General features: G+C 58.3%; 1 protein-coding gene. It reads left to right on the forward strand.

The features are described from left to right. Positions 1 to 499, forward strand: a 499-nt coding sequence (locus EN851_RS34195) for a GntR family transcriptional regulator (RefSeq protein ID WP_245520885.1), incomplete at both ends; no start/stop codon positions are given.

A 499-nucleotide genomic window follows, 5' to 3' on the forward strand; every position in this document is an offset into this window, starting at 1 on the left:
CTCCGCCGGCAGAAGATGCTCCATCGTCTTCTGGATTCCTCGACGACGGCAAAAACACGATTGGGAGCCAGCTTGCATCCCGTCTTCGTGAGGCGATCATCTCCGGCGAGCTTCAGGCCGGCAGCAAGATCAATCTCGACAAGGCGCGCAAGACGTTCAACGTAAGCCTCAGTCCGCTGCGTGAAGGGTTGGCGCGGCTGATATCGGACGGTCTAGTGGAGTTCGAGGACAATCGCGGCTACCGCGTTTCATCAATCTCCTTGGCCAATCTGGAAGAGATAACCATCCTGCGCGAAGAACTCGAAGTCTTTGCGCTTCGCGAGTCCATGCGGATCGGCGATGTGGAGTGGGAAAGCAACGTTATGAGAGCGCTGCATCGCCTTAACCGCACTGAGCGTGACGCGGCCCGCCCCGAGACACTCGAGCGCTGGGAAGAGCTCCACCGCGAATTCCATCTGACACTTATATCCGGCTGCGGGAAGCCGATCCTGCTCCATTT

The sequence above is a fragment of the Mesorhizobium sp. M8A.F.Ca.ET.208.01.1.1 genome (genome assembly GCF_004791315.1).
GTDB lineage: Bacteria > Pseudomonadota > Alphaproteobacteria > Rhizobiales > Rhizobiaceae > Mesorhizobium.